Origin of the sequence: Blautia segnis (assembly GCF_014287535.1) — a bacterium.
Classification (GTDB): Bacteria; Bacillota; Clostridia; order Lachnospirales; family Lachnospiraceae; genus Blautia_A; species Blautia_A acetigignens.
On record NZ_JACOOT010000023.1, the window covers coordinates 59,540 to 81,688 of the forward strand.

The following is a 22,149-nucleotide window of genomic DNA, read 5'->3' on the forward strand; positions in this document are numbered from 1 at the left end:
CTCTTTTCTGTGAGGTTGATTCTTGCCTGTTTCCTGCCCTCCTGTTATCGGTCGGAATGCTGTTCTCCGTCCAGTCTCTTGTGATAACTCTTGAGTGACTGTTCCACAATGACAACACGCTCTCTCAACTGTTTCATCTCCTCACGGTTCTCTCTTGATTCCCGTTTGATGTCCTTGATGTCGTCTGCGATGTTCTCAAGTTTCACAACCACCATTGTGTCATTTTCTGCTCGTCTCTCCGTTTCTTCCTGTGTGTCTTTTTTGTCGTTCCTCTGCTTTGAGCAGATTCCGAAAAAGATTGCGAATGCAACCGACACTCCGGAGATTAGCAAGGAAACCTCAATCGTCAACGGCGTTCTCCTTTCCGAACTCTGTCGCCTCGATGTCGTCGGTGTCGCAGTATTTCCGCATGTGATATTCGAGAACATCCATCTCCCTGTCTGTCTCCTCTACCTCTTGCCGGAGTTCCGCTCTGACCGCCTCCTCGATTTTCGACTGTTCAATGATTGTTTGCTGTTTTTTCACGATTGCCGATAGATTTTCCGTCACATCGCACAATCGTGATATTATTTCAAGCGGACTCATTCTGTATCACCGCCGGAGAATTTTTCTCCTGTGATATATTCATATTCATCCGCTGAAATACTGCCCTTTGCGACACGCTCGGAAATCTGTTCCTTTGTGAGAGTGCCTTTTTTGTACATTCTTTTGAGACTTTCAACAAGCATTTTCATACTAAATCAACCCCTCCTCAATCAACTGCTGTGTGTATTCGTCAATGACCGCATCTTTCTGAAACTGTGTCACTGATTCGACGATTCCGGATGTGTTCTCCTCAACGACTGACTTCATGAGTGCCATGTTCTCATATTCCTTGACTGTCATTTCTTTCTCGTCGTACTGCCATTCGGTCACTGTCTGCATCTTTCCGTCGCTGCCCTCAACCTCTCTTGTCACCTGTTCGATGTTCTTACGCAGGTAAACCGTTGACGGCGACGATGTCCTGTCGACCTCCTCCGGCTTGTCCGGCTGTGTTCCTGTCACCTTTTTCCAGTCTGTCATGTTCATTCTCCTTTCTGCTATGCTTTGAAACTATCCTCTTGAGTTTCTTGACGTTGATTTTTGGTTTGATGTAATCAATGTAATAGTTGTATGTGTCCGTGTGTTTGAACAATCCCATATATGACAACATCACCGATGCGTTATACCATGAGATTTTATCCTGCTTTGAGATATGGTTTGCCTTACGTCTCGCAGCCTCAATGTTTGATTTCCGGATGGTTGTCCGGTCATGGTGAAATTGAAATCCCATAAAATCAAGCATACGACCCTTTGTGACCTGCTTTCCGTCTTTATCGAGTACCGGATTCCCGCCTTTATCAAATACCGGATATTCAAATCTAAACACCTGCCAATCGCCTTTTATTTCAAGGTCGAGATTGTCATTCAGATATGTTTCGATTGCTGCATGTATTTTGTGCAGTTTCTTTTTGCTCTTTCCCAGTATCACCATGTCGTCCATATATCGCATGTAATGCTCTGCATGGAGTTCCTCCTTGATGTAATGGTCGAGTGCTTTCAAGTAAAAATTGCCGAACCATTGTGATGTGAAATATCCCAACGGAACGCCTTTTCGCATCTCCTCAATAATTTCTTTCAGTTCATCGAACATCGCTCCTGTGATGCCGATTTCCTGCAATATCTCCAACGCTCCGGAGATGTCGTCAAATGCTATGCATCCGACAAGCGTTTTCGTCTGCTCTGCATCTATCTCAACGCCTGCATCCGTCAAAATCTTTGCAACGAGTGCTATTTTGTCATGTTCAATCAGTATGCAGAGTAATCTATAAAACCGTTTATCTCGAATTACCTCTTTGAGTTTCCTTTTGAGGATTCTCCGGTTTATGGATTCAAAGAAATGGTGAACATCCATCTTGAGAACAAAGAATTTCTTTCCGTCGTAGGAATCAAGCCATTTTCTCATGTACTTCTTTCCGTAATGAACACCCCTGTCCGGAATGCTCCCGCATGAAAATTCATACAATCCATTCATCACAATCGGTTTGAACTGACCTATTGCACAATGGTGAATGACCTGCTCATATTTGTAATGTGGTTTTAATATACGGCGTGTTTTCTTGCTGCTGCTCTCGTTGATGATGCTCGGTTTGTGATAGTCCGGAATGAACAACTCCTCTGTCAACATCTTTTTCAAGAGTTCTGTGTGTTCATCGAGGTTCTCTAATACCTCCCGCACATCATTCCTGTTCTTTTTCTTTTTGGATGCATTTATAAAACACTGTTTTATGTAGTCGTCTTGCAACATTGGTTCATATAGGTTGTTGTAACTTCTCATATAGTATTTTCTTATCTCCTATCGGTTTTTGTGCTTATGCTTACTCAACCGACCCTATATCCGGAATGATTTTCGCCTTGTGGCGTGGGATATAGGCTGCATTTGATTAAACGCTCCGATATGAGAAGAAATTGGACGCACCGATGTTCCAGTTCGCATTGCCCGCAGAATTGTTCAAATTCAAGTAATCCGCACCGCAGTTCTCGCCATTGTTACAGTTACCGCCGACAAGGGCGACCGCAGGGAGCAGGAACACCGCCCGACACCGCACCCTATATCCCTATATTCATTTTTCTAAAAACGACCACACCGCCTAACGGCGGGAATAGCGGAGGCGTTCCCCCTCCGTTCCTCCCCCTGCTGCTTACGCAGCGATAGGCTGTTCTAAGAAAACGGACGCACCGAAGTTCCAGTACGCAACGCCCGCAGAATTGCTCAAACTCAAGGAATCCGCACCGCAGTACTCGCCAGCGTTACAGCCACCGCCGACAAGGGCGACCGCAGTAATTCCGGCGTTCCACCAAAAATAATCACATGTGTATGTGCTACTGCTGCCACCTATTGAGTTGACAATGCGTCCGAATCTGCTTGACTTTGTTCCTTTCTGATAACCGTTGCCGGATGATGTGAATGTGATTCCGACCTTTTCAAAGTCCTTTCCTGTCAGATTGTACGGTGGTGTCATCTTTGCAAGGATTTCACCGCCTACCATCAACAGACCGTTGATTCTATCCCAGCGGTTGCCCCACGGTTTTTCCATGTAGAACACTTTGACCTCATGTGTTGTGTCGTTATATCCGAAAAACTGTCCTTTGTCCTTGAGTGTTCCGGTTGCAAGATGCCCGTAATTCTGTGATGCGTCGTTCACATATCCGGATGTCTGACCCTGTCCGAATGCAGTCTGTGAATTGTCTGTCTTTGACATAATCTTGAGCATACAATTCAACAGGTTTCGTTTGCTCCATGAGCCGATATTCCATCCCGCACCGTTTGCCTTTGCTCTTGCAATTTCTGTTGATGCGTTTGTGTTATACATGAGTGCCTGTCTTGCAAGTGAGCGGATGCGTGTTCCATCATACGAACCGCCAAACATCGGGAAATAGAGTTTGTCCGCATGTGAACCGTCCTCTCTGACATATGCGTCATCGTTGTATGATTCATCGTACTGGACGTTTGAAATAATCATGTACTCATAGTTTCCGACTTCAAACTGTGAGAGCCAAATCTTGCCCTTGTCACCGCTGCCATCGAATACACTCATTGCATTTCCTCCGTATGCCGTGTTTGAGACATCGGATGCCGTTTTTCCGTCTGCTTTCTTTGTGTGGTCGTTCGGGTCGAGTTTATAATCTTCTGTACCGTCATATTTGACCATTGCCGGATAATTGTTCTTTACAAAAAAGACGTTTCCCCAGTCTCCAAAATCGAACCGTCCGGCAGAATAATTCATCGCAGCGGGTGTCATTCCCACCGCATCGAAAAGATATGTGCATCGTGTCGCCGGATTGCTGTCATTTTTGTTGATTTTCATTCCGTAACGCTTTACACCCTTTATTCTTACATCTTCCCCGACTGCTGCCAGTATAGCGTTTGTATTCGCATATGTGCGGTCGAGTGTGTCTTTGTCTGCTACTTTTACAATCAAGTCTCCACTTGCCATTTTTTACGCCTCCCTTATCGTCAAAATTCCATCCTCAACCGTGAGGACACATGATTTCTTTGTGACGGTGTCAACCATAGTGTTGAGACCGTTCACAATGCCTTGACACGCTTTTGCTGCTGCACTCGCTGTCGACGCTGCATTGTTTGCCGTTGCTGCTGCACCGTTTGCACTGTTCGTCGCCTCTGTCATGTTCTTACTGAAATTGTTCACGGTGTTCATATATCCCTGTGTCAATGTCAGTATTTCCTCATAACGGGCATTGTTGACGATAATCGGCAGGTCAAAGAATTTCTTTTTACCATCTCCCTGTCTGATTTGATAATGACCGGATGCATCAAGTTCAACTCCGATTTCTCTTTCCTTGAGAATCAGAGTGTCCTCAACCGCTTTCCAGTCTGCCGTTGTTCCGGTGCATGGTCTGATTGCTGCCATTGTTCAACCTCCTTTGCTCCGTGATTATGGAATATATCACACAATCACTCCTTTGTGTTCGTTTCGCCGTCTGTTTCCAGTATCGTGGAATTATACTGCTAATTGTCGGGAGGTCGGCGTTCCTCCGTCAAAATCAACACCCTCATTCGCATTTCTGACCTGTGGTGTTGCTCCATCAATGAAAATCGGTGTCACTGTTCGCAGATACGGTGTTTCGCCGTCACAATCAAGATACATACTCGAATATAAAGCCTCGGCACGGTTGAAATAGTCCTGCACACTCTCAAGGATTTTCTCTGCTGATGCAAGCAGTGAATTTTGAATCGTGTCATCAATATCCTTTTTGTCCTGCTCGACCTGTTTCTTTGCCTCTGCAACTGCTGTCTGCATCTGTGACACATCCTGTCGAATCTGTGTCGCCGTGTTCAATGTCGCCTCAAGTTGCTCTTGATTCTGCAATGCATCCTCTGCCCGCTCTGTAACCTCTTTGCAGGCTGTTGTCGCCTTTTTGGATGCATCTGTTGCCTCATTCGTATTCTTGACCGCCTGTGAGGTGTCCTGCTGCCTCTGCTGCTCCTGTTGGATGCGGGTGTTCTCATTTTCCTGTCGCTTATTTTCTGCCGTCACCCTTGCCTTTTCCGCTTTCACTCTCGCATTCTCTGCGACCACTCTTTCGGATTCTGCTTTCTTGACTGCTGCATCCGTGTCATCAATATTCTTGATGTGTCCTGCAATCCGGTTCTCAAGGTCTGTGAACTCATTCGCTGACAAGATAGCATTTTCATTCCTCTGTGACGGTTCAATCTCCATTGTGAATGATGCGGATGTGATAACCTGTGAATCATCGCTTGTCCGGATTTCAATGTCGCAATACGCCGTTCCGGAGGCTGCAAGTGCTTGATTTGTCAATTCGACTGTCACATCCGAACCGGAATATGAACATGTGTTATACACATGCTTTCCGTCCGGCTTTGCGATGTTGATGACCGCTCTCGCACCCGTCGGGATTGTGTACGGTTCACCGTTGTTGAGCAGTCTTGCGACGATGAATCGTGTTGCCTTGTCTCCCTGCTTTGCAGATACTAAATATCTTTTAGTGTCTCCGGACATTTCAAGATTGATGTTCGTTGTCAGTTTCGTCAATGCTGCCATGCTCTCACCTCCTCTCGGTGTTTACTTCTTATTTTTCCGGATTCTCCGGTGCATCCTGCTCCGGCTGCTCCTTGTCCGGTTCTGTTTTCAAAACTCTCTTTGCTGCTTTCTTTGCCTTTTCGAGTTCCTCGTCCTTTGATGCCATCATCGCATTTGTTGAGTTTATGAGTTCAATCTTTGCCTCACTCCTCACCTCTGCCAGTACGGACGACAACACGCCGTCCATGATGCAGGGAGGCAACGCATGTCTTTTCTGTATCGTCTCCATAGCGTTGAGGATTTCTCCCTTTGCACATTCAATTCTTACTGCAATCGGTGTATTCATGATTATTCCTCCTTTGCTGCCTGTGTCGCTGTTTGTGCTGCAAGCAGCATGTCAAGTTTCTTGTCAATACTCTGCAAGAGTTCTGTGTTTGTCTCCTCTGCTGATTCCCTGGTCACAACCTCTGCTGTTTCGTTTGGTCTTGAGTTGTCGGTAGCATCTTCCGGAATTTTATACTCCGGTTCTGCTGCTCGTTTGACTTCCTCTGTCTGAATATTTTCGTCATTCATCTGCATTTCTTTTCCTCCTGTTTTATCCATTGCTCCATGTTCCGGACACTAATATTCCTCTTTTGAACTCAAGCGTCGCCGTTGACCACTTTGCCAGTTTCCCGTCGCTGCCTACTTCTAAAGGTTGTTTGAATGTTAGCGTTCCACTTATTGAGCCATCCTCAAAACTTACATTCCTTAATGTGAAGAAATGCATGTTGATGTCTGCCCCTGCATGTAGCATGTTCGCCTCGTAATTTCCACACTGCTGTGTGCAGTACGACCATTTCATCGTGTACACATCTGCATTCTGCGATTCTTTATTTGACCATGACATATACGCAGTGTTGTACTCAATATCAAAAACAAGTCCTCTCTGACTGTCGTTGTCTTTCATCGTGTTCGTTCCGATTTTTCCGACATAATATCCGTCACGATAGAAATGAGTTCCGTTGTAGTCAAATCGTGTTCTTTTTTGGTTATCCGTAATCGTTCCGGTGTACATTGTGATTGCGGTCGAATCAAACTGCATGTACGAACTGCCTTTATTAAATGCAATTCGGACATTGTATGCGTTCTGTGTGATTAGTGTTCCGAAATCATCGCTGTTCACTTTTTTGTTGACCTCGGAGGTTATTTCCTCCGCAGTCACTTGAATCTTTGCATCCGCATACAATGAATACAGTCCTAATACCTCAATATCCGTGATATACACGGGTGCGTTCTGTGTGTATGCGTAAATGTAAATATATTTCGTTCCCTCTGATACCGTGATTTCACGTTCAATCGTCGTGAACTCTTTGCTCTTTAACATTCCGGAGGATGTCGTTGAATAACTTCCCAACGCCCCCACCTGCACCCTTGCCGTGCTTTCGTACCCTGCTGCTGTTGCTGCCTTATATCTCACACGATATGTTCCCGCAGGTATTTTCCCTAAATTCTGCCGTATATAGGAACTGCTTGAGGATGTTTTCAGTATTTTTGCAACCGTACCCAAACCGGACACATCCATCACGGAGTTGTTTGTCTCGTCATTGTTGTACCAATTATCATCAAACCCGTTTGAAAAATCTCCGTTCACAACATAGTTGTGCATCGAATTTTCCTCCACATGTTTGACCTCTTGTGAGATTTCATCCTTTGTCGCTTTTATCAACGAATCCATCTCGACCGACGTATAATAATTTTTCAGTTTATAGGAAACGCCCTCCTCAATAGCCTCTTTTGATGCCGTGATTTTGGTTTCTATTTCCTCCGTGGTCGAATAACTCTCAAGGACTTTCTTTGTCGCCCTGTTTGAGATGGAGACCGCCTCCTCCGTGGCTGCTGCCGTCTCCTCTTTCTGAATCTCTGCGAATGTCTTTCTCGCATTGGAAATCTCAACCGTGTTCTTTTCCGGCGATTCCGGATATTCTGTGATTTTGACAATCCTCTGCTTTTCCCTCGTCCTCGTTTTCTTTGACACAAGTGTGACCGTGTCTCCGATTCCGTATGAGAGAATGTCTTTGTATTCCTCTGACGCTTTCGCAAGGTCGACCACCTCTGCGGTGTATGCCTTGTACGGTCTTGACATTTCCTCAATCTTTGCTGTCGCATCCTCAATCAGACTTGTGGTATTGGTATATCTTTCGTCTTTCCAAACATACGCCTTGATTTTGGAACTGTACTGAAAATTGTCGATGTAATCTTTTCCGGTCAACCATTCCGGTGTGATGCCGTCTTTGCCTATCGGATAGATTCTTGTGTAAAAATCGTATGTGTCCGACTTCAATGATATTTTCCGGAGGTTCAACCCCTCCATGAAATAGCAACCTTTGTCACTCCCTATCCGGTCATATATGTCGATTGTTTTTGTCAGAGAGTGGATGATGCACTCGCAACAATATGTCGTGAGGCACTTTTGCAGGACATCCCATGCCGTGACGCTTTCCTGCTCGTCGATGGTTCTTTTCTTTGTGACGGTGCATGTTCCGACATGCCATCCCGTACCCTCGAACGCAAACTCAAGACACGCCTTGATTGTCTGCTCCTGTGATTCAAAACCATACGGGAACGGCGTTCCCTCCAACTCCTCGACATTGAGGACTGCTGTGTATTTGTTGAACTGCTCTCCCTTTTCAACCGCTTTGATGACATATTCGTCCGTTTTGGTGCGTATATAATATTCTTCTTTTAGCAGGTCAACCAATGCTCCCGTTGTTGGATAACTGAACGACAACTCTTTGTCTCCGGAATCCAGTGTCGTGGTGATTTCCCTGTCCTTGAATCCGGACAATGTTCCGATTCTTTTCTTTTTGTCGTTAAAAATCTGCAATGCTCTCACCTCCTAAATCCACATAGGCGTGTATCTGATAGTTACTCTCGCCTTTGTGTTGGAAAATGTGAGTGCTGTTTCTCCGGTCTTTAATGCCGGAAACGTCCACATGTTCACCTTGTCGAATGCATTTGCCCCGTCGATTGTCACAAGTCCTGTCTTTGCATCTATCACAACCGTCTTTCCTGCTGCCAAACTCTCAATGATGATGTCATCCTCTCCCAGTCCGGTGATTGTGTAATTCGTCAAGGCACTCTTTGCATATACCTCCACAACGCACGGAGCGTCTCTTGTACCCACTTTATAGAACGATGCAGAGGTTTTCCCGTCGAATGTGATTGAGAGGTCGTCATCGACGAAAAAGCCGTCAAATTCGAGGTTTACAATGTACCTCTGTTTTACATTCTTTTTTTCGTAGTCATTTGCTGTGATGAATCCGATGTATGTTCCTTTGTAGCCGTCGAGTTCCATCTTGCAAGCCTTTGTGAAATTGCTCATGAACTCCGATGCAGCACGGATGATGTTGTTCCTGTCCTTGCCTTTGAAATATATTGACAGTTTCAAATGACCCATCTGAACCTCTGTCTCAAATTCCGTCGGCAGTGCTGCACTCGTCAGCCATTCATAAGAATTTGAAAAAGAGGGAGGCTGCACATCGGCGGTCAACTGCTTTGCATCGTATTTCTTGATGTCTATTCCGTTTATTTTCATCGCCCTGTTTTACCTCCCTTTTCGCTTATTTATTACCATTTCCGCATCAACCTTTGACACGGTTCTGCTTGCTATTTCGTCGCCGTCAATGTATGTGTGATTCGTTACATACACAACTTGCGATTTCTGTACTGCATCCAGTTTCTTGTCAAGGATGCTGTTCAATTTGTTGTAAAATTCCGCAAGAGGCAATATTGCCTCGTCTCCTGCCTCGCCTCCTACCATGAGACTGTTTCCGTTGATTCCGAACACGGTCGGATTCGTCATGATACCGCCGTTTTTGTACCATTCAATCGAGAATGACGGGAGTGAACCTTTTCCTCCGATTCCGTATGGTGCTTTTCCTCCGTTTACACTGATGTGTGGGAGGTTCAAATGTGGCAATGACCACTTGAAATTGAACACGCCCTTGATTTTCTCAATCACGCTCGAAACAGTAGACTTTGCACTTTCTAATTTTGACGAAAATGCACCCTTGATGTCGTCAAGCACCGATGACACGGTTGACTTTGCTGCTCCCATTTTTGAGGAAAACGCCGACTTGATACTGTCGAGTTTTCCACCCGTCAGAGTGTTCGCCGTACCCATGAGAGAGTTCATCGTGTCCTTTACGCCTGTGAATGTAGCAGACACGATTCCCTTGATTCCCCCGCCTTTTTCACTGTATGCGGATTTCATGTTGTTTAGTTTCGTTGACACATTGGACTTTGCCGTCTCCATGAGTGAGGTTGCCTTGTCCTTTATATTCGTGAAATCCGTTGACCATTTCGTTTTTATCTCCGAAACTTTTGAGGAGAATCCGGACTTGATTTCCGTCAATTTATTCGATGCATTGTTTTTCCATTCGGTCATTTTATTCGTGACCGTGGTTTTCATATTCTCCCAACCTGTCGAAACATTGGACTTGATGTCTGAAACCTTTGTTGAGAAATTCGTCTTTATTTCATTCAGTTTGTTTGATGCATTGGTTTTCCATTCCGTCATTTTTGTTGTGACGGAGGTTTTCATATTCTCCCAACCCTCGGAAACTTTTGTTTTGATTTCCGATGTCTTTTCAGAGAATTTTGATTTGATTTCAGAGAGTTTTCCTCCGGATAAATTATCAACGAATGTAAATCCTGCTGAATAATATCCTTTGATTCCCTCCCATCCGGCAGCAACAACGCCCTTGATACCGCCTCCGTTTTCTTCATAGGCGGTTTTCATGTTCCCCAGTTTTTCCTTTGCCGTTTCGGTCGCTGCCGACATGACATTGTGAACCGTGTCCTTTACGCCGTTGAATACTTTCGATGCAGCTTGTCCTATTGTGCTGTTTTTTATGTTGTCGCCGATTTCCTTGACCTTATTCGTGACCGCCTCTTTCGCTTTCGTGAATGCTCCCGTGATGGTCTCTTTGATTGCATTGAATTTTTCTTTGATGTTGCCCCACAATTCGGACAGTTTTTCTTTGACTTTATCCCAATTTTTATATAGTGCGACACCTGCTGCAATCAGTCCGGCAATCAGTGTCACAATCAAAATAATCGGACACAAGTTCATAACTGCATTGAGTGCCGTCTGTGCTACCGTCATTCCTCCGGTCGTCGCCGTGGCTGCTGTTGTGGCTGCCGTGTGTGCTGCCGTGGCTGCTGTTCCTGCCGTATCTGCTGCCGTTCCTGCTGCCGTGGCTGCTGTCTTTGCTGTTATCTTTGCAATGATTTTCGCAGCACCGGAAACAAATTTCTGTCCGGTCGTTATTGTGTCGGAGATACCCTTTGCCACCTTACCGAATCCGATTGACAACGGACCGATAGCAGCGACCACAAGACCGACCTTGAGGATTGTTTCTTGCTGTGCCGGAGAGAGCGACGTGAACCACTTTGTCAACTCTTGAATCTTTCCGGTCAGTTTCTCAATCATAGGTGCTGCGGATGTCTGTGCTGTGGATGCCAGTGTCGACAATGCCAGTTTTGCGTTGTTCATCGCAACTTTTGCATTATCAATCGGGTCGAGAGTTCCGTTGTAGGTGTCCTCGACCGTCGTTCCGTATTCCTCCATTGATGACGACAGACTGGTGAGGTCGATTCGATTCTCACGAATCGCCTTTGTCATTTCTGCTGCACCTTTCTTTCCAAACAGTTCCGTTGCAATCTGCATCGCCTCGGTCTCTGTTTTTGCGTTCTTGATGCTGCCGATAGTATCTGACAACGCCTCGTCCATTGATTTCCCCTCTGCTGTGGCGTTCTGTAATGCCTTTTTAAGACCCGCCATTGCTTGAGTTGAATCAACACCGTTTGCATCGAATTGAGCCATCAAATTGATTGCTTGAGGCAATGACAGACCCATTTCTTTGAACGCTGCGTTGTTATCAAGTACATTTGATTCAAGCGTGTCAACGGAGATTCCGGTTTCCTGTGCCTTTGCCGTGAGCAATCCTAACAGGTTTCCCGTCTGTGATGCATCCACGTTCCACGCTTTCATGATTTTGTCGACTTGGTCAACTGACTGTGTGACGTTTGTTCCATTGATTGTTGCAAACTGTATGAACTGTTTTGAGGTCTTTTCAAGTTCCGTTCCTGTTGTATGGAATCTTGTGTTGACTTCTCCGATTGCCTCGCCTACCGTCGACATATCCTCCGGCATTGTGCCGAAAACATTATCCGCAGACTTTGTCAATCCCTCAAGTGCCTCTCCGGTTGCTCCGGTCTTTGTCACTATGGTGTCATATCCCTCGTCGAGTTCTTTGAACGCTGCAATAGATGCTGCACCAATGCCCGCAATTCCGGCAGAGACAACCGACATTTTCTTTCCGAAACTTTCCATCTTTGTTCCCGCCGTATCGCAAGCGGTCGCAAATTTTTCAAGTTTATTATCTTTCAACTGGTCATTAACGTTTTTTAGTTCTGCCTCCATGTTCATGAGAGCAGTTTTTGACTTTTCCGTCTTTACTGTCTGATTTGCAAGTGCGGTCTCTGTCTTTCCGATTGCTGTCTCATTTGCAGTAAACTCTTTCTCTAACTTGTCAAGTTCCTCTTTGAGTGCCTTTGACTGTTCAGAGTTCTTTCCGGTCTCTGCTGTCGATTTCTCATAAGCCTCTTTTGCAGCATCAATCTTTGTTTTGAGTTCCTCTTGCTTTGTCTTTTGGTCTGACAGTTTCTTTGTCAACTTCTCCTGCTGCTCACTGTTCAATTTCACGATGTTTTTCTGCACCGTGATTTTTTGAGTGAGCGATTCGGCTTTTGCCTTGAGGCTATCTGTTTCCGACCCGAACAACTTTGCTTTCGTCGCTGCCGTCGTATATTCCGCAGACAAGACTTTCATCTGCGATGCTGCTGATTTCATTTGCGATTGATAACTGCTCGAATCTGCCGATATTTTGACGCTTGTATAAGCCATTCGGTCGCCTCCTCTCTTACTGATTTTCGTTGATTGTATCTAATTCAAATTTTAAGTAGTCCAACAACGTGACAATGTTCTCTTTCATGCATTGACTGTATGAGTTTTTCAATAGCCGAATCGCAATTTTTACAACACGGTCAACAATTTCCCCGCAGACTTTCCATTGATTTTCCTCCGGTTGTTCATCCTCGTCCTCATATCCATTTTCACGGTCATAGTCATCGAATGCGGATGCCTCTTTTTCCACCTGCTCAACCTCGACAATGTTCAACATCTTCTCTGCAACAATGTTCTGCATGATGAAATGAACCGTCTTGATTGCCGTCAGAAATTCAACTGCATCAATCTCCCCAACTGCTGCAAGCGACAATTCATTCCCGAACATCTCCTGCATTATCTTTTTGTTGAAAAACATCACTCCGGAGAATTTCTCCGTGTCATTCTTTTCCATGAGACTGATGTATTTTTTATACTGTTCTACCGTTACGGAATTGATGAAAAGTCTCTCACCTCTGCAAGTGACCTCGATTTCCGGTATCACTTGCCACTCTGAAAATTTTTCTCTATCTTCTCCATACGTTTGGTGAGGTCGTCGGCGATTCCCATATCAATGAACTGGAACTCAAGAATCAATCCTGCTGCATCAAGTCCGGTCTCCGGATTCTTTAATTCCTCAACGGTGAACTGGTCTCCGTATGCTTTGCAGATAAAAAGACCCATCGCCTCAATGTCCTGCTTTGAATACCTCTGTTTTGCGTCGACAATCTCTGCAAGTTCGAGATATTCCGTGTATGTGTCGATTGACATTTTCGGCATTGTAAACTCTTTGTTATTGACTATAATTTTTCTTTTCATGATTTATCCTCCTGTTATATGTCCTCTTATTAGCCTAAACCGCCGTTTTTCTCCTGCACTTTGCTGAACCATGCCTTGATTGCCTCTGCTGCCTTTGTGTCTCCGGAAACGAGGTTTGATTCGTCGACCGAAATCTCATACGCATTGTCAAGACTTCTCTCATAGAATGAACCCTTGATGCTCTTTGTTGTCGGAGACAATTTGCCCTCTTTTGTGCTTGCCTCCTCACTGATGCCCTCTGCGAACTTTCCGGCGTATAACCATTTGAAATCATACTTTCCGTTGAGTTTTCTTTCTCTCCATCCGACAGCGACCTCCGGTGCTTTATCATCCGCAGTCTTTACAAGAAAACCGTTCTCGTATAACTGACCGAAAAGAATCTGTCTGTCCTGTGGTGCAAGTGCATTGACCTCAAGTTCGATTTCTGTTCCCTCATAGGAATTGATGACTTCCTCTGTTCCATCGTCAGAGTAAATCTTTTCAGAACTCCACTTTTCGTCAACCTTTGCTTTGATTGCTCTTGCCAGTTTGACCGGAGTTTCTGCAACGTATGCTTTCGCATCGTTCTGTGTGAGTTTTGCGATGTAGAAATCTCTACAACCGCAAGTTCTACTCCTCACAATCTTCTGTTCTGTGTCGCTAACCTGTGTTACTGTTTCGCTCATGTCTATTCCTCCATTTCATAAAACTTTGAAAACCTTTGTGCTTTCATATAGATTCCGTCCTCCGGCTTTGAATCGTCTCCGTTCCTGCCGTCAAATGAGAAATCATTTTCTTTCATGAGTGACTTGATTTCCCTCGCAAGTTCAACCTCGTCATTCTCTGAAAATATAGTGACCTGCACTGACAGCGTCACTCCCTCTGCATCGTCGTCCGAAAAATTCTCGTCGTTTTCTCCCAAATCCCACAATGTCACATGTCTGTCATGGATGTTTTTGTCATACCATCCTTGCATCACAATGATTCTCCTGTCTGATATTGGTTTCAATGCGTCGGATGCATCTTTGATGATGTCCGGACTGCTGCTCATGCTCTCACCTCATTTCAATGTGTTGTCTAAATATGATTGATATTCCTGTTCTGCGATTTTTTGCAGTTCCGCATCTGCCTCACGCCCTGTTGCATAGATAAATTCTTGAGGCGGGCGATAGATAGTTCCCCAGTTTATGAATTTCACATAAAAATGTTCGCTGTTGTCCGACTTTTCCCATCCAACATCCGCAGACGCTCCGGTGTCTTTCACCTTGACCGCTCCTAGTGGTATGCTGTCCGCTGCATGTGATGTCACGGATGACTTTGAACCAAATCCTCGACCGGACAATTTAATGTCCGCAGATTTCGGAATCTTGCCGGACATGATGTTTTTCACGACTGGTTCGCTTTGCTTTACAATCTTTTGATTGACCTCTTTTATGTCCTCGTCGCTTGCTGCGTCCTCAAATGCTTTCATGAGTTCTTTCAAGCCTTGAAATTCCATCTCGATTTTCACTGCATCACCTCCGGTGTCAGATTATGACACTACGCTCCCGCTCTGCATTTCAACTGATATTTCCTGTCGTCTGTGAACATCGGACACGCATCATATATCTTGAACTCAACGCCTTTATACACTGCATAGAACTCTTTCAGATTCAATCTGATTTCCTCCATCTTGTCGCAGGCTCTTGTTTCAAACACAATCGTGTTCTCAAGACCTATCTGCAACGCATTGTATTTCTCGTTTGTTCCCAAACTCTTGACATCGCACCAACATGAGAAAAAATCCTGTTCCTCCTGCTGCCGTCTGCCATCAACAACGCTTGTTGTCTTGCGAATTATCTTGATTCTGCCTGTCATTCTGCTGCACCTCCGTATATTTCTTTCAATAGCATGGAGGAAACGGCAGCAGAGAGCGTTTTCGTGTCGCTCCGGTACTTGTCACGGTTGTCGTACAGTTCTTTCACGGACATAAATGCAAGCAGTTTTTGACGGCTTGTGAGGTTGTTCCGGTCGAAATTCGGAATCAGTTCCGTCATTTCATCCAGTGTCGTGTCAAACATCAATTCAAGGATTTCGATGTCGTCATCATAGTCGATGTGACAATATGTCTTGCATGTAGCAATCAGACCGCCTCTGTACTTCTCTTTTTCTTCATCCGTCATGTTCTCACCTGCTTTCAATAGCAGGACGGATTCACCGCCCTGCTGCCATATTACCCGTTGATAACTTCTGTAATCTGACCCTTGATGACTGCTCCCTTGTCAACAGGCTGCACATCGAAACGGTCACGCACCTTGATTCCGGTCATGTCCTTATCCCATAAACCCGCACCTTTGTCATTAAGGTCGATTGTGAGGACGTTTCTGTCAAAGAGTGTGACTGCCTCTTTTAAATCACCGCAGAAAATAGGATGCTTGTACCCGTCGATTGTGTGACCATCGGTGTTCATAATCTTCTCGGATGCAAGAGTTTTCTTTGATAATTTGATGATAGGATATTCACCGAAAAGCATCTTTCCCTTTGTCTGCTGTGTCGGGTCTTTCTGTAAAATATAGTTGCCGTCTTTATCCTTTAACTTGTCAAGGTAGTTGAAACCGCTCTGATTTGTGATAACAACTGCATTGTCAGCGATTGCAGGGTCTAACTGCTCATTGAAAATGTCCTTGAGGCTGTCAAGGTTCTCGACTGTGACCTCTTTCCCTTTTGTCATCTCATTGAGTACCTTGAGAATCATTGCGTTACGGGTTGCCTTTGTTTTCTTGGCAATCCATTTGTTAATGTATGCCATGATGTTGGATGCTGTGTCCTCAAGTAACTCTGCTGTCATCTTGAGGATTCCACCCTTTTTCTTTACCTTGTACTCAATCGGTAAAAATTCCGGTTCGTCCATCTCCGGAAAATCCGCAGCCTCGTCAACATTGTCAAATGGTGTTGATTCTGCATCAACCTCAATGTTTCGTGTTCCTGTCTTGGTTGTTACGCCCTCGACATTGACATACTGTTCAAGGTTGTCGGATGAACGACGCAACTCGATGATGTCTGTTCTGATGTCCTCCGGAATTGTCACACCGATTCCGACCTCTCCCTCACTTCCTGCGGTTGTGTCAGATGTGAGTGCATCCTTGTACACCTTGATGTCTGCCTCGTCTGCCTCTTTGTGCAGGAATCCGGCTTTGACAATGTTGACAAATGATTTCACGATGTTCTTTTTGTCCGGCTTGACATCCCCGCCGACCTGCTTTGCAGTTCCGTTGTTGACTTTGTCCTCGATGTCATCCTGCTCCTCCTCGTCCAAATCATAGAGGAGGTCAAATCTGTTCTGTAACTCCTTGAGTTCCTCTTTTGCTGCCTTTGCCTTGTCGAGTTTTCCATCGTTCACAAGGCTCTTGACTTCATTCTTCTTGTCGTTAATCTGCTTTAATAACTTCTGTAATTCCTTATTCATGACTTTCTGTCCTCCATTTCTTACATACCGTAAAGGTATAAATCATCAAGAATCTGCTGCTTTTCTGCCTCGATTCTCTGTTTCTCTGCCTCTGCTGCTGCATTGTTCCGGTTTTCCAATTCTGCAATTACGGCATCGACAATGTCCTTTGTGTCAATTCCTTTGAGTGCCTCCGGAATATTGTTGTATTTCTCGAAAAAGTCGGATGCACACGCTGCAACTGCTGCCTTTTCCTCGATTTCAACGTCGAAATACTGCTGCATCTTCTTACTGTCAAACCATGTCTCATTGCTCATAAGGGTCTGAATCTTGTCTCTTGTGACACCCTCCTGCACATGCTCCATGTAGACATCAAGAATCGAATCCTCGCAGAGATTCAACTGCTTTATAACTGCCTTGAAATCGTCTGCGTTTCCGTATGCCATGCATAACGGTTTGTGAATCATTGCTTGAGCACCTGTTGCAAAATGCAGTTCGTCACATGCGAACATGATAACTGATGCGATAGATGCAGCCATTCCGTCGACATATCCGACTTTGTGTCCGTCGTATCGTTTTAACTGGTTATAGATTGCCAGTCCTGCGAATACATCGCCACCGCCGGAATTGAAATAGATGTCAATGTCCTCATATCCATCTAACTGGTTGAGGAAATCTGCGATGTCCTGCGGACATCTGTCCTCCTCGTACCACATGGATTCCCATGTCGCCGATACAATGTCACCGTAGAAATACAAGGAACATCTGCTCTGTTCCTCGTCCTGCTCTAAATCCAAATAGCCGACATTTTCAACTTTCCCGCTGCGTTTATTCTTCTTTGTAAAATCAAAACGTCTCTTTTTTGGCATGATTATTCACCTCCCTCCTGTTCATCCTCGTCCTCTGCCTCGTCGGTTTCGTCCGGTTCTGTTGCTGTGTCCGGCTGCTCTGTGTCCGGCTCTGTTTCTTCCTCCGGCTGTTCCGGTTCATCGGCGTTCTCCTGTTCGGATTCGCCTTTCAAATATGCTGCACCCGCCATCGTCAACGGTACGATGCTACCGTTTGCAAGTAGGACATCGCCTCCCTCCGCATCTTCCATGTCGAGTTTACGTCTTGCCTCATTCGGTTTGATAATCATTCCACCGACACCGTTTCTCAAATATTCCATCTGTGTTTTTGAATCGGTTCGGAATAATACTTTTTCGTTGAATTTGTAATAATATCCGTCGTCTGCATCTTCATCCGGCAGCATTTTGAAATTGATTTCCTCCTCGTACTGCTTGATGATGAACAGTTCTGTGTCAACGTAGAACGATAACTGCTGCATTTCGCTGTTACTATATGACGACTTTGAATAGTCGTTGATTTGATTCGGTTTCACTCCGAACGCTCCGGCGATTTGCAGGGCATTATATTTTTTCAGTTCAAAGAACTGCGAATCAGTCAGTTTGATGTCAAGGGGCGTGAGTTTCATTCCTAACGGAACAGGCAGGATTTTTCCTGTGTTCTTTGCTCCGCTGCCGAACTCCTCAAACGACTTGACAAGTGCTGATTTTGCCTTTTCGTTCAATTCTCCGGTATATTCAAGAGTTGCCTTTGCCGTCAGACCGCTCTCGTACAGATTATTCATAAACGCCTGTGATTCGGATGCACCTGCAACCGTGTCTCTCAATATCTGCTGCACTGGTAGTCCTGTGATTCCGTCAAAACTGAAAGATGTCTTGAAATGCATCACCTCGTCTGTACTGAACACATATTGACGACCGGATGTCGGGTCTGTGTAGACGTACCACAAACGCCCCACTCCTGCGAATATCCCTGCATCGTCAACGACTATCTGCACACAATTTGACTGCATGACCCACAAATCAACGGTTTTGATTTCACCGCCGAATTTCTTTCGGTCAAACTTCTTTCTCATGTACACATATGCGTTTCCGTAGTGGTTACGGTTGATTTCAACCGTGTTCCAAAATGTTGTTGGTGTCATGAACGGATTTGGTCTTTTTGAGAGCAGTTTTGATGTATCTGTCGCCTCTGCCTCAATGATTCCCTTGTCCGTTTTCTGATAATATTTGATAGGCATTTTTGCAAGGGTTTCCGACAGCATCTTGAGACATGTGAAATATGTGACCTCCGATGTCGGTTTTCCTTTTCTTTTCAGTCCTATCCGCTCAAGGAATGACGGTGAGTTCAATGTCGTTTTGCCCCCGCTGTCCTGTGGTTCGCCTTTCCACCAATTTGAAATTTTTGCTCCTAGTCTTTGAAACGGATTCATTTATTTCTCACCGCCTTTCTTCATGTATTTTTCAAATTGCTCAAGCCATTCATTGACAGTTTCGTTCACATCCGGTCGGTACTCCTCTTTCATTGCGTGTTTCCATGCGTCGATGATAGCGTCAATCGGGTCGATTCGTTCTGTCGTGATGTCTTTGTCAATCTTTATTTCACCGTAGTTGTTCGAGATGGTCTTTGCGTTTGCAATCGACCAAACAAGCAGGCTGTCAACTGGAACAACTATCTTGTTTCCCTCTTTGCCGACTTCCATTCCCTCGATTTCCACATTGCCCGCAAGAATCTCAAGTCTGAAATCAACTGTCGCATCGTTCAACTCTTTTGCTGTCTGTGTGACAGAGATTGAATCGAATCCCATCGCCTCAAGGTCTGACAGGAACGCCGATGCATTGTGCGGGTCGTAACAAATCAACTGCGGTTTGAGGTTGTATTCTCTCACTAAATCCTCAAGATATTTTATGATGTATTTATAATCTGTCTTGATTCCTCCTAGTGTTTCCGTTACCGTCACAAGACCTTTTTCAATCCATACGTCATACGGTACTTTGTCGGTCTTGATGTGTTCATCCACTCTTGAGGATGGGATGAACGAATGTGTGTGAACAAAATATTTTTTCGTGTCCTCCACCATAAACGGAATCACGATTGCGATTGAGGTCAAATCTCCTCCGGATGACAAATCAACTCCGACATAGCATTTTGACCCTCTGAAATCCTTGAGTGATTTCAGAACGGCACACGCTTTCCATGATGCAATATCCTTGATGTACAATGAATTTGACCACTGCATCCACATGTTGAGCTGCTTGACAAGGAAATCTCTCAAGTCCTCACCGCCCATGTCACGGGCAGTGTGTGCAATCGGTATCAGATTTTCAAGTGCATCCCTGTCAAATTCAAGAATCGGGTTTGCTTTTATCCAATTTTCCGGCGTGTATCTGTCATCGTGTTCGTCCATCTGTGCGATATACACAAATTGACTGTCGTTCTCGAAAACGCCCTTGAGTAGATTGCAGCAATACTCATATAACTTGTAACACGGCGACTTGAGGTCGAATCCTGCTGTCGTGATGACCGAAATCAACGCCGACTTGAGTTTCTTGATACCACCCTCAAGCAACTTGTACATCTGATTTGTTTTGTGTGCGTGATACTCGTCGACAATTCCCAAATATGCACGATGTCCGTCAAGTGACTTTGTGTCTCCGGACAACGCTTTGATTTCCGAATGTGTCAGCAAACAGTCAATCGTGTGGTTGTGGTCGTGAACCTTGAACCACTCTGACAAATCCTCGTCGGAATTGATGAATTTTGCGACCTCGTCAAAAACAATGTTCGCTTGGTCTTGCTTTGTAGCCGTACAAAATATTTTTCCGTACTTGTACCCGTCAAAATTGCCGTAATAACACGCCAAAATACCATTGATGAACGATTTTCCGTTCTGTCGTCCTAATTGCACATAGGATGTTCTGAATCGTCTGTATGACTTTTCCTTTGTTCTCCATCCATTGAGTGACCCTAAAATGAAACACTGGAACGGATATGCCGTCACATGCTCATTTTCCTCGCCCTCTGCAATGGTCAATTCCTCTGCGAAATTGAGGATTTCCTCTGACTTTTCAACGTCGAAATAGTATTTGTACGGTGCTGCTTTCGATTTTTCGATGTCGTCAAGATGCCTTTGACATGCAAGACGGACATATTCTCCGGCTGTTATCTTGCCCGATACGACATCAAGGGCGTATTGTGTGCAGCGGTCTTGTGTTTCTCCTGCTTTTGCCATGCCTTAATTTGCATATTTCGCAAATTTGTTCTCCGGCTTTTGCTGTTGTGGTTTCGGTACGACCAAACGGCAGCGGGATGAAACTGTCAGTCCGAAATCTGATGCTCCCTGCCTACACTGTTTCATGCAGCGGTCTTGAATAATCATGAGGCGTTCTCTTTCTCCGGAAACGACCTGTCTTGTACCGACCTGCACACGTTCTTTTTCGCCCGTGTCCGGATTTTCCCGCATCTCATAGACTGGAACATCCTCCATCAATGGAGTTGCTCTGATTTGCTCTGTGATTTCGATGTACTGCGTTTGTGCAATGAGCAGTCTTGCCAGTGCATCGCAATCAAGGTTTGAAATCAGTTTGATTTCGAGTAATTCTTTCGCAATCTTCCGGAACTGTTTCTTTTGTTCCGGTGTCAAATATGACGGAGGTCTCACTTTGTCGCATGGTGCTGTGACCTCGGCGTTTTTTCGTGCCTCAATCTCGGCTTTTGTTAGGTGTTTTCGCCCGTTCATCACAACCAAATCTGTGGGTTGTCTTTGTCCTGCCATGATGCAACAAACCTCCTTTCCGTCAGTATTTCAGTGCTTTTGTGTCACATTCTGACACCTCTTTCGGATATACCCATCTACTGAAATTCCCGTGGGGAGTTTTCTCCAAGGAAAAGAGGGGGTGCGACTAAAAACGAATCGCACAAAACTTTTTTATATCCCCCTGCCTCTCGAAAGTGGTACTCAATCAGTGACCTCAACTGTTTTTGTGTTGCTCTCATACTTGCTTTGCTCTGCTTATATAAAGCAGTGATTGTGTTGTGTGTCTTATGGTTGAGAGGTATGAGGTTGAACGGATTCAAACGCTGTTCCCAGTCGTCCTCAAGTTCAATGATATGGTGAACCGGATTGCATGTGAGCAACTCATGCTCGACATATAATGCGTATATATCTACGTTGTCATAGACCTCAATGATACGCTCCCGCATCGCCCGCCATTCCTTTGATACATAGAACTCTGCTGCTCTCTCGTCTCGCCGTGTGTTGTTATATATCATGTGTCTCGACTGCTGCCGTTGCTCACATTCCTCGCACATCTTCATTGACTGCGGAATCAACTTCCCACACCTGCATGATTTCAATAGCATCTGTGTTCTCCTCTCTTGCTGTGTTCTCCTGCTGTGTTATCCACAAGAGGCGGGCAGTTATGCACATGACTGTGTATATCCCACCCGCATATAACAGGAGGGCAAACAGGCAAGAAAAAAGCGACTGCATATCTGCAATCGCTCGT

25 protein-coding genes are annotated in these 22,149 nt (G+C 45.0%); all 25 read right to left on the minus strand.

Annotation, left to right across the window (positions count from 1 at the left end; translation table 11 throughout):
• Nucleotides 1–44: 44 nt before the first annotated feature.
• Nucleotides 45–350 (minus strand): hypothetical protein, encoded by a 306-nt coding sequence (locus H8S54_RS09975; RefSeq protein ID WP_055287287.1) that lies wholly within the window; start codon nt 348–350, stop codon nt 45–47.
• Nucleotides 340–585, minus strand: a complete 246-nt coding sequence (locus tag H8S54_RS09980) for a hypothetical protein (protein WP_101874790.1) — start codon at nt 583–585, stop codon at nt 340–342. The genes H8S54_RS09975 and H8S54_RS09980 overlap by 11 nt, the downstream gene beginning before the upstream one ends.
• The gene (locus tag H8S54_RS09985; RefSeq protein WP_082426029.1) at nt 582–734 is read right to left on the minus strand and encodes an XkdX family protein; all 153 of its coding nucleotides are present in this window, start codon (nt 732–734) and stop codon (nt 582–584) included. Before H8S54_RS09985 ends, H8S54_RS09980 begins: the two co-directional genes overlap by 4 nt.
• A 1-nt stretch (nt 735) precedes the next feature.
• Nucleotides 736–957: a hypothetical protein gene (locus H8S54_RS09990; RefSeq protein ID WP_055287281.1), complete on the minus strand. Its 222-nt coding sequence runs from the start codon at nt 955–957 to the stop codon at nt 736–738.
• Between the two features lie 13 nt (nt 958–970).
• Nucleotides 971–2,356: an RNA-directed DNA polymerase gene (locus H8S54_RS09995; protein WP_186901429.1), complete on the minus strand. Its 1,386-nt coding sequence runs from the start codon at nt 2,354–2,356 to the stop codon at nt 971–973.
• Between the two features lie 364 nt (nt 2,357–2,720).
• Complete coding sequence (locus tag H8S54_RS10000; protein ID WP_186901430.1) at nt 2,721–4,016, minus strand: hypothetical protein; 1,296 nt, start codon at nt 4,014–4,016, stop codon at nt 2,721–2,723.
• A gap of 3 nt (nt 4,017–4,019) precedes the next feature.
• The gene (locus H8S54_RS10005; protein WP_055287276.1) at nt 4,020–4,451 is read right to left on the minus strand and encodes an alanine-zipper protein; all 432 of its coding nucleotides are present in this window, start codon (nt 4,449–4,451) and stop codon (nt 4,020–4,022) included.
• A gap of 90 nt (nt 4,452–4,541) precedes the next feature.
• The gene (locus tag H8S54_RS10010; protein WP_186901431.1) at nt 4,542–5,603 is read right to left on the minus strand and encodes a BppU family phage baseplate upper protein; all 1,062 of its coding nucleotides are present in this window, start codon (nt 5,601–5,603) and stop codon (nt 4,542–4,544) included.
• 28 nt (nt 5,604–5,631) lie between these two features.
• Nucleotides 5,632–5,928, minus strand: coding sequence for a hypothetical protein (locus tag H8S54_RS10015; protein ID WP_118588774.1), 297 nt, complete (start codon nt 5,926–5,928; stop codon nt 5,632–5,634).
• A 2-nt stretch (nt 5,929–5,930) separates the two neighbouring features.
• Nucleotides 5,931–6,161 carry a hypothetical protein gene (locus H8S54_RS10020; RefSeq protein WP_147344782.1) on the minus strand — a complete coding sequence of 77 codons (231 nt, stop codon included), beginning with the start codon at nt 6,159–6,161 and terminating at the stop codon, nt 5,931–5,933.
• Nucleotides 6,162–6,177: 16 nt separating this feature from the next.
• Nucleotides 6,178–8,448, minus strand: a complete 2,271-nt coding sequence (locus tag H8S54_RS10025; protein WP_186901432.1) for a phage tail protein — start codon at nt 8,446–8,448, stop codon at nt 6,178–6,180.
• A gap of 12 nt (nt 8,449–8,460) precedes the next feature.
• Complete coding sequence (locus H8S54_RS10030; RefSeq protein ID WP_186901433.1) at nt 8,461–9,159, minus strand: phage distal tail protein; 699 nt, start codon at nt 9,157–9,159, stop codon at nt 8,461–8,463.
• Nucleotides 9,160–9,168: 9 nt separating this feature from the next.
• Nucleotides 9,169–12,534 carry a phage tail tape measure protein gene (locus tag H8S54_RS10035; protein ID WP_243176775.1) on the minus strand — a complete coding sequence of 1,122 codons (3,366 nt, stop codon included), beginning with the start codon at nt 12,532–12,534 and terminating at the stop codon, nt 9,169–9,171.
• Nucleotides 12,535–12,550: 16 nt separating this feature from the next.
• Nucleotides 12,551–13,078, minus strand: coding sequence for a hypothetical protein (locus H8S54_RS10040; protein WP_055287264.1), 528 nt, complete (start codon nt 13,076–13,078; stop codon nt 12,551–12,553).
• On the minus strand, nt 13,075–13,392 hold the full coding sequence (gene gpG, locus H8S54_RS10045) for a phage tail assembly chaperone G (RefSeq protein ID WP_173880438.1): 318 nt from the start codon (nt 13,390–13,392) through the stop codon (nt 13,075–13,077). Before gpG ends, H8S54_RS10040 begins: the two co-directional genes overlap by 4 nt.
• A 29-nt stretch (nt 13,393–13,421) precedes the next feature.
• On the minus strand, nt 13,422–14,057 hold the full coding sequence (locus H8S54_RS10050; RefSeq protein ID WP_055287260.1) for a major tail protein: 636 nt from the start codon (nt 14,055–14,057) through the stop codon (nt 13,422–13,424).
• A gap of 2 nt (nt 14,058–14,059) precedes the next feature.
• Nucleotides 14,060–14,422 (minus strand): hypothetical protein, encoded by a 363-nt coding sequence (locus tag H8S54_RS10055; protein WP_101874780.1) that lies wholly within the window; start codon nt 14,420–14,422, stop codon nt 14,060–14,062.
• Nucleotides 14,423–14,431: 9 nt separating this feature from the next.
• Entirely contained in the window at nt 14,432–14,881 is a 450-nt protein-coding gene (locus H8S54_RS10060; RefSeq protein ID WP_055287256.1) for an HK97-gp10 family putative phage morphogenesis protein, read from the minus strand.
• Between the two features lie 29 nt (nt 14,882–14,910).
• A complete protein-coding gene (locus H8S54_RS10065; RefSeq protein WP_071144209.1) occupies nt 14,911–15,228 on the minus strand; it encodes a phage head closure protein in 318 nt (105 codons plus the stop codon).
• Nucleotides 15,225–15,533, minus strand: coding sequence for a head-tail connector protein (locus H8S54_RS10070; RefSeq protein ID WP_071144210.1), 309 nt, complete (start codon nt 15,531–15,533; stop codon nt 15,225–15,227). Before H8S54_RS10070 ends, H8S54_RS10065 begins: the two co-directional genes overlap by 4 nt.
• 50 nt (nt 15,534–15,583) lie before the next feature.
• The gene (locus H8S54_RS10075) at nt 15,584–16,816 is read right to left on the minus strand and encodes a phage major capsid protein (protein WP_186901434.1); all 1,233 of its coding nucleotides are present in this window, start codon (nt 16,814–16,816) and stop codon (nt 15,584–15,586) included.
• A 20-nt stretch (nt 16,817–16,836) separates the two neighbouring features.
• Complete coding sequence (locus H8S54_RS10080) at nt 16,837–17,664, minus strand: head maturation protease, ClpP-related (protein ID WP_186901435.1); 828 nt, start codon at nt 17,662–17,664, stop codon at nt 16,837–16,839.
• Nucleotides 17,665–17,666: 2 nt separating this feature from the next.
• Nucleotides 17,667–19,073 (minus strand): phage portal protein, encoded by a 1,407-nt coding sequence (locus H8S54_RS10085; RefSeq protein ID WP_186901436.1) that lies wholly within the window; start codon nt 19,071–19,073, stop codon nt 17,667–17,669.
• Nucleotides 19,074–20,873 (minus strand): terminase large subunit, encoded by a 1,800-nt coding sequence (locus H8S54_RS10090; RefSeq protein WP_186901437.1) that lies wholly within the window; start codon nt 20,871–20,873, stop codon nt 19,074–19,076. It abuts the gene before it with no gap.
• A 3-nt stretch (nt 20,874–20,876) separates the two neighbouring features.
• Complete coding sequence (locus H8S54_RS10095) at nt 20,877–21,416, minus strand: phage terminase small subunit P27 family (protein WP_055287242.1); 540 nt, start codon at nt 21,414–21,416, stop codon at nt 20,877–20,879.
• Between the last annotated feature and the right edge of the window lie 733 nt (nt 21,417–22,149).

What these genes read in the sequence shown, in the direction of transcription:
- H8S54_RS10070 (WP_071144210.1), bottom strand. Translation starts at nt 15,533, where the DNA reads ATGACGGATGAAGAAAAAGAGAAGTACAGAGGCGGTCTGATTGCTACA.
- H8S54_RS10030 (WP_186901433.1), bottom strand. Translation starts at nt 9,159, where the DNA reads ATGAAAATAAACGGAATAGACATCAAGAAATACGATGCAAAGCAGTTG.
- H8S54_RS10035 (WP_243176775.1), bottom strand. Translation starts at nt 12,534, where the DNA reads ATGGCTTATACAAGCGTCAAAATATCGGCAGATTCGAGCAGTTATCAA.
- H8S54_RS10020 (WP_147344782.1), bottom strand. Translation starts at nt 6,161, where the DNA reads ATGCAGATGAATGACGAAAATATTCAGACAGAGGAAGTCAAACGAGCA.
- H8S54_RS10005 (WP_055287276.1), bottom strand. Translation starts at nt 4,451, where the DNA reads ATGGCAGCAATCAGACCATGCACCGGAACAACGGCAGACTGGAAAGCG.
- H8S54_RS10010 (WP_186901431.1), bottom strand. Translation starts at nt 5,603, where the DNA reads ATGGCAGCATTGACGAAACTGACAACGAACATCAATCTTGAAATGTCC.
- H8S54_RS10095 (WP_055287242.1), bottom strand. Translation starts at nt 21,416, where the DNA reads ATGGCAGGACAAAGACAACCCACAGATTTGGTTGTGATGAACGGGCGA.
- H8S54_RS10065 (WP_071144209.1), bottom strand. Translation starts at nt 15,228, where the DNA reads ATGACAGGCAGAATCAAGATAATTCGCAAGACAACAAGCGTTGTTGAT.
- H8S54_RS10080 (WP_186901435.1), bottom strand. Translation starts at nt 17,664, where the DNA reads ATGCCAAAAAAGAGACGTTTTGATTTTACAAAGAAGAATAAACGCAGC.
- H8S54_RS10085 (WP_186901436.1), bottom strand. Translation starts at nt 19,073, where the DNA reads ATGAATCCGTTTCAAAGACTAGGAGCAAAAATTTCAAATTGGTGGAAA.
- H8S54_RS10015 (WP_118588774.1), bottom strand. Translation starts at nt 5,928, where the DNA reads ATGAATACACCGATTGCAGTAAGAATTGAATGTGCAAAGGGAGAAATC.
- H8S54_RS10075 (WP_186901434.1), bottom strand. Translation starts at nt 16,816, where the DNA reads ATGAATAAGGAATTACAGAAGTTATTAAAGCAGATTAACGACAAGAAG.
- H8S54_RS10050 (WP_055287260.1), bottom strand. Translation starts at nt 14,057, where the DNA reads ATGAGCGAAACAGTAACACAGGTTAGCGACACAGAACAGAAGATTGTG.
- H8S54_RS10055 (WP_101874780.1), bottom strand. Translation starts at nt 14,422, where the DNA reads ATGAGCAGCAGTCCGGACATCATCAAAGATGCATCCGACGCATTGAAA.
- H8S54_RS09995 (WP_186901429.1), bottom strand. Translation starts at nt 2,356, where the DNA reads ATGAGAAGTTACAACAACCTATATGAACCAATGTTGCAAGACGACTAC.
- H8S54_RS10090 (WP_186901437.1), bottom strand. Translation starts at nt 20,873, where the DNA reads ATGGCAAAAGCAGGAGAAACACAAGACCGCTGCACACAATACGCCCTT.
- gpG (WP_173880438.1), bottom strand. Translation starts at nt 13,392, where the DNA reads ATGAAAAGAAAAATTATAGTCAATAACAAAGAGTTTACAATGCCGAAA.
- H8S54_RS09985 (WP_082426029.1), bottom strand. Translation starts at nt 734, where the DNA reads ATGAAAATGCTTGTTGAAAGTCTCAAAAGAATGTACAAAAAAGGCACT.
- H8S54_RS09980 (WP_101874790.1), bottom strand. Translation starts at nt 585, where the DNA reads ATGAGTCCGCTTGAAATAATATCACGATTGTGCGATGTGACGGAAAAT.
- H8S54_RS10000 (WP_186901430.1), bottom strand. Translation starts at nt 4,016, where the DNA reads ATGGCAAGTGGAGACTTGATTGTAAAAGTAGCAGACAAAGACACACTC.